2 protein-coding genes, 8 tRNA genes and 2 rRNA genes are annotated in these 5,600 nt (G+C 44.8%); 5 read left to right on the top strand and 7 right to left on the bottom strand.

Annotated features, from left to right (window positions below; translation table 11 throughout):
• The 5 genes from rrf (MHO32_RS25230) to MHO32_RS25210 form a co-directional block, all read left to right on the top strand.
• A 5S ribosomal RNA gene (rrf, locus tag MHO32_RS25230) occupies positions 1 to 97 on the top strand; the annotation flags it as partial.
• 100 nt (positions 98 to 197) lie between these two features.
• Positions 198 to 273 (top strand) — tRNA-Thr (locus MHO32_RS25225).
• Positions 274 to 290: 17 nt separating this feature from the next.
• Positions 291 to 407 (top strand): 5S ribosomal RNA (gene rrf, locus MHO32_RS25220).
• Between the two features lie 8 nt (positions 408 to 415).
• A tRNA-Asp gene (locus tag MHO32_RS25215) sits at positions 416 to 492 on the top strand.
• 758 nt (positions 493 to 1,250) lie between these two features.
• Entirely contained in the window at positions 1,251 to 2,687 is a 1,437-nt protein-coding gene (locus MHO32_RS25210; RefSeq protein WP_239214888.1) for an NAD-dependent succinate-semialdehyde dehydrogenase, read from the top strand.
• Between the two features lie 160 nt (positions 2,688 to 2,847).
• Here MHO32_RS25210 and MHO32_RS25205 read toward each other — a convergent pair.
• The 7 genes from MHO32_RS25205 to MHO32_RS25175 all read right to left on the bottom strand — a co-directional run bounded on the left by MHO32_RS25205 (position 2,848) and on the right by MHO32_RS25175 (position 5,581).
• Positions 2,848 to 2,923 (bottom strand) — tRNA-Asn (locus tag MHO32_RS25205).
• Positions 2,924 to 2,938: 15 nt separating this feature from the next.
• Positions 2,939 to 3,014 (bottom strand) — tRNA-Thr (locus MHO32_RS25200).
• Positions 3,015 to 3,054: 40 nt separating this feature from the next.
• Positions 3,055 to 3,130, bottom strand: a tRNA-Asn gene (locus tag MHO32_RS25195).
• Positions 3,131 to 3,151: 21 nt separating this feature from the next.
• Positions 3,152 to 3,227 (bottom strand) — tRNA-Thr (locus MHO32_RS25190).
• A 51-nt stretch (positions 3,228 to 3,278) separates the two neighbouring features.
• A tRNA-Phe gene (locus MHO32_RS25185) sits at positions 3,279 to 3,354 on the bottom strand.
• Between the two features lie 233 nt (positions 3,355 to 3,587).
• Positions 3,588 to 5,213, bottom strand: coding sequence for a methyl-accepting chemotaxis protein (locus MHO32_RS25180; RefSeq protein ID WP_005449658.1), 1,626 nt, complete (start codon positions 5,211 to 5,213; stop codon positions 3,588 to 3,590).
• A gap of 292 nt (positions 5,214 to 5,505) precedes the next feature.
• Positions 5,506 to 5,581 (bottom strand) — tRNA-Asn (locus tag MHO32_RS25175).
• Between the last annotated feature and the right edge of the window lie 19 nt (positions 5,582 to 5,600).

Genomic DNA, 5,600 nt, shown 5'->3' with positions numbered 1-5,600 from the left:
GGACCCACCTGATTTCCATTCCGAACTCAGAAGTGAAACGAATTAGCGCCGATGGTAGTGTGGGGCTTCCCCATGTGAGAGTAGGACATCGCCAGGCTTTAAATTTAGTTTTTGCCTTTTTAAAAAAGGTGAAGACAAAAGTTAAGAGAGCCCGTTTGAAAAAGCGGGCTTTTTTAGTCCTAAAGAGACATCTTGATGCTGATATAGCTCAGGTGGTAGAGCGCATCCTTGGTAAGGATGAGGTCCCCAGTTCGAGTCTGGGTATCAGCACCATTACAATCAGAATTTTACTTGGCGACCATAGCGCTTTGGACCCACCTGACTTCCATTCCGAACTCAGAAGTGAAACGAAGTAGCGTCGATGGTAGTGTGGGGCTTCCCCATGTGAGAGTAGAACATCGCCAGGTTCTTATGCGGAGCGGTAGTTCAGTTGGTTAGAATACCGGCCTGTCACGCCGGGGGTCGCGGGTTCGAGTCCCGTCCGCTCCGCCACTTATTTAGAAACCCAGTCTCCGGACTGGGTTTTGTCGTTTTTGAACAGAATAATTTCCTTTTCAGGGAATGAGTCCCGGTTGCCCGCAACCCCGGCCGTCCGCCACTTATTTAGAAACCCAGTCTCCGGACTGGGTTTTGTCGTTTTTGAACAGAATAATTTCCTATTCAGGGAATGAGTCCCGGTTGCCCGCAACCCCGGCCGTCCGCCACTTATTTAGAAACCCAGTCTCCGGACTGGGTTTTGTCGTTTTTGAGCATAATAATTTCCCTTTCAGGGAATGAGTCCCGGTTGCCCGCAACCCCGGCCGTCCGCCATTTATTTAGAAGTCCAGTCTCCGGAGTGGGTTTTGTCGTTTTAGGGAACATGATTTTCTCTTATGGGAAAATAAGTCTCGCAAGGTTTTATCTGTAGCCTACAAGCTCAACCACTTATTCAGATAAAGCTCTACATTCGCACCCCAGTCTTTCCACGAGTATTGATAAATCTAACCTATCATTTGGTTACGTCTGAGATACCCTCTATTTGCTCTCTTACATCAAAGACAGGGTTTATCTAATAAAACCAAGTTTATGACCCACCAAATACTTATCTTCTTCAATCATAGCAATCTCTGTTTGTGTTCCCTTCTCTGTATCACTGGTTAACTGTACTTGGTCATCACTTCTCATATTTACGCTGAAGAAAACTTTGTTTGCTTTACTCTTATTTGTCAGAAGGATTAACCTAGTAAAGGTTCTTTTGGGAGTACAACCTAATGATGCAGCAGATACAAAGTGAAACACTAAGAGTCTTATTCGAAAGCCTGTCTTCTCAAGATGGGATTGCAGTTATTAACCCTGCGACTGAGCAAGAACTGATTCGCTTAAAACCTAGCTCTTTGGACGAGCTAGATGTGCAAATAGAAACGTGTAAAGCGGCTCAAGTTGAGTGGGAAAAACTCAGTGCTAAAGTACGTTCCGCTTCGCTGAAAAAGTGGTTTCAATTGCTTGTAGAGCACACGGAAGATATTGCTAACATCATTACCTTAGAACAAGGCAAACCGCTTTCTGAAAGTCGTGGAGAAGTCGCATATGGAGCATCTTTTGTTGAATGGTTCGCAGAAGAGGCTAAGCGCGCCTATGGTGAGGTTATACCTGCACCAGCGGTAGATAGACGACTCTCTACCATTAAACAGCCTGTCGGCGTGTGTGCTGCGATTACACCATGGAATTTCCCTATTGCAATGATCACTCGAAAAGCGGCTCCTGCTTTGGCTGCGGGATGTGGGATGATCATTAAACCTTCTGAATTAACGCCTTTGACTGCTGTGGCTGTGGTTGAGCTTGCTCACCAGGCTGGCATCCCTAAAGCTCTATTGTCTACCGTTGTTTCTGAGCAAGCGGCAGAGTTTGGTTTGGTATTAAGTACCGATCCGCGAATTAAGAAGATCTCTTTCACGGGTTCGACACGTGTCGGCAAGATCTTGATGAAGCAGGCAAGTGATACGGTTAAAGCTGCTTCTATGGAATTAGGTGGCAATGCGCCTTTTATTGTTTTTGACGATGCAGATTTAGAAGCTGCGGCGAATGGCTTGATTGCCTCTAAGTTTCGTAATGCCGGACAAACCTGTGTGTGTACCAACCGCTTGTATGTGCATCAGAACGTAAAAGAGGCGTTCTTAACTAAGCTTCTAGATAAGGTAACAAGCCTGACGGTCGGTAATGGTCTTGAGAAAAATACAACTCTTGGTCCTGTGATTACAATGGCTTCTAAGCATCGTCTAGAAGCAGTGATCGATCAGGCAGTACAAGAAGGGGCAACGATGCTTAATCTGCCTCAAAAACGCTCTGGGCGCTTTATGGAGCCTGTTATCTTAGATAATGTGGAACAAGGTATGGCGATAGTGCAACAAGAGCTGTTTGGCCCGGTTCTGCCAGTCATTAGTTTTGATGATGATGAGCAAGTGCTCTCGATGGCGAATGATACTGAATATGGTTTAGCTTGTTACTTCTACACCGATAGCTTGAAGCGTATCATCAAATTTAGTGAAGGTTTGGAATATGGCATGGTGGGGGTAAATGAAGGGATTATCTCTACGGAAGTTGCGCCGTTTGGTGGGATCAAAGAATCTGGCATTGGTCGTGAAGGTGCGAAGCAAGGCATGGATGAGTATCTAGAAACAAAGTACATTTGTCTTGGAGGTTTGAGCTAGCCTTCTGCCTAGTTGTTCACTGATACGATACAACAAGAGAAAGCTGGGTATATTACCTGGCTTTTTGTTTGTTGAGATAAAGTTGGATGAAGAGGGTGGACGTTGTGAGTTTTCTTCAGATGCAAAAAAGCCGCATCAAGTGATGCGGCTTCTTTTAATATGGCTCCTCCTACTGGACTTGAACCAGTGACCTGCGGATTAACAGTCCGTCGCTCTACCAACTGAGCTAAGGAGGAACAAATTTTAATAAGTGGTGCCGACTACCGGAATCGAACTGGTGACCTACTGATTACAAGTCAGTTGCTCTACCTACTGAGCTAAGTCGGCACATTTTCGTTAATAAGTAATCGACTTACTAACCGAAAGATGGCTCCTCCTACTGGACTTGAACCAGTGACCTGCGGATTAACAGTCCGTCGCTCTACCAACTGAGCTAAGGAGGAATTATCTTGTTTAAGAATAAATGGTGCCGACTACCGGAATCGAACTGGTGACCTACTGATTACAAGTCAGTTGCTCTACCTACTGAGCTAAGTCGGCGTACCGTTATTCTTTCTATTGTTCGTGTTAGACACCAACAATTTTAAATTGTGGTGCCCGGAGGCGGAATCGAACCACCGACACGAGGATTTTCAATCCTCTGCTCTACCGACTGAGCTATCCGGGCGACGAGGTGTATTAAAAGGCTTTTCGGCTTTCAGGTCAACAATAAAATTAAAATAAATTATCGTTTGATGGATTTGTGCTCGGAGTGGGCTGTTTTTATGCATTTTGAGCAGCAATGCACCATGCTTTAAGCGCTGTTTTAAGAAAAGTAGGGCGTTCTGTCGCAAAATAAAGGCGATAAAAACAAAAAAGCACGTCTGAAAACGTGCTTTTTATTGAACAATTGACTTTAAACTAGTGCTTTACTGAGAACTTGTTCACCCAACCTTCAAGTTCATCAGCTAAAGATGCCAATGTTTGGGTGCTTGATTGGCTTTCTGTTACCACCGTATTTAGCTGGCTGCCGCTTTCTTCAATTAGGTTGATGCGGTGTGCAATGTCATCACTCACTTGCGTTTGTTCAGCCGCTGCTGTTGCAATTTGTTGGCTCATCGCAGTAATAGACTCTAACGCGGTTACTATCTGTTGAAGTGCCTCTGAGGCGTTCATTGATTCAGTTACTGTGCTTTCGCTGGTCTCGGCACAGATCTCCATTGTATGGATAGCATTGCGCGAACCCTCTTGAAGGTTAGAGATCATCTGTTGAATCTCTTTTGTACTGTCTTGCGTGCGACCTGCTAGGTTGCGTACCTCATCGGCAACAACTGCAAAGCCTCGACCTTGTTCTCCTGCACGGGCTGCTTCAATCGCGGCATTTAGCGCCAGTAGGTTAGTTTGCTCTGCAATATCGCCGATCACGTCGAGAACTTTCACGATACTGTTTACATCTTGATCAAGGTCTGCAACTGCTTTACTTGCCGTATTCAACTGAGTCGCCAACCCTTGGATGTTGTCTACAGTGCTATGGATTAATGATTGCGTGTGCTGACTCTGTTTATCTGCTTCATCGGTGTTTTGTGCTGTATCGCTTGCCGAACTTGCTACATGGTTAGCCGAAGAAGCCATTTCTGTCATTGCTGTTGCGATCATTGCCGTCGATTGTTGCTGAGACATGGTTAGATCAGCGATCGAATTAGAGCGAGACTCTACCGCTGATAGCTCTGAACGCAAGGCGTGCATTGATTCGTCCAGGTTAGTTACCATCTTAGCCAGAGATTGACTCATCTCTTGTACAGCACCATAGATGCTGTCTTTTGGTGCGGTATATTCAAAGCTGGTTTGGATATCTCCTTGAGCAACGGCTTGAACCGCTTCACGTACGTCATTTGGCTCACCGCCGAGTAGATTAAGCATCTTACGGATGGAGATAATCAACCCACCTAGTATCGCCCCCGCAATTGCTAGACACAGTGCTAGTTGCCATTGAGCTGTTGACCAGAAGCGAGCATTGACCTCATTAAACCCGATGCCAGTGCCTACCACCCAGTTCCAATGGGGCGTTTTCTCTGCAATGGAGTGTTTTTCTTCGATCGTGCCGTCAGGGAGTTTTTGTGTCCAAGTGTATTCAACGATTTGACCTGTTTTACGACCTAGGACATCTAAGATTAATTGACCAACACTGTTGCCGTCGCCATCGCGGAAATCATGGAAACTGGTGCCATGCAATTGAGGGTCGAGCGGTGCTGCCACAAAAATCATGTTTTCGTCGGCAACATAAACGTATTCGTTGTCTTTGTAGATATTGTTGCGAAGTAGGCGAGTAGCCAATGCTTTGGCTTCATCTTCAGGCATCTTGCCTTCCACTGCCATTTTCTCAACTTCAGTTAGAATGCTGTATGCACTCTTAAATAGCTCAGTCACTCGAGCTTTGTTATCAAGGTTACTTGCGACGCGTAGTGTCCAAAGACCTGTTGCAGTAAGAGCAAGTAACGCAATCAAGATGATTGCAGATAATAAATAGGCTTGAGTTTTTAATTTCATAGTTAGCTCACGAGACGTATTTAATACTATGCAATGCATAGCTTATTAGGGGGCGTAATAATAAATTCATCATATTGAAGATGTATACACGCGCCTATGCATCAATGTTGAAACTATGATTTGGATTAAATTTTTAGCGTGAAATAAGTGTGTTTTATCAAATGAATCTTGAGTTTATAAGGGTTTTTGAAGGGGAGGAGTCTTAAAGTTAAATGGAGATACTGAAAGTAGATAAGTATTTTTATAATGCAGATAAGAAAAAAGCCAAGTCCGAAGACTTGGCTTTCAAAGTTGGCTCCTCCTACTGGACTTGAACCAGTGACCTGCGGATTAACAGTCCGTCGCTCTACCAACTGAGCTAAGGAGGAACTATTCTGTTTTGTGTCT

It is taken from the genome of Vibrio sp. MMH1-50 (assembly GCF_022347645.1).
In the GTDB taxonomy this organism is placed as follows: domain Bacteria; phylum Pseudomonadota; class Gammaproteobacteria; order Enterobacterales; family Vibrionaceae; genus Vibrio; species Vibrio harveyi.
Note: the sequence above shows the minus strand (reverse complement) of the source record. Positions and strands in the feature narration are given on the sequence as shown.

Excerpts from the sequence above, each read along its gene's own strand:
- MHO32_RS25210 (WP_239214888.1), top strand. The coding sequence starts at position 1,251 with ATGATGCAGCAGATACAAAGTGAAACACTAAGAGTCTTATTCGAAAGC.
- MHO32_RS25180 (WP_005449658.1), bottom strand. The coding sequence starts at position 5,213 with ATGAAATTAAAAACTCAAGCCTATTTATTATCTGCAATCATCTTGATT.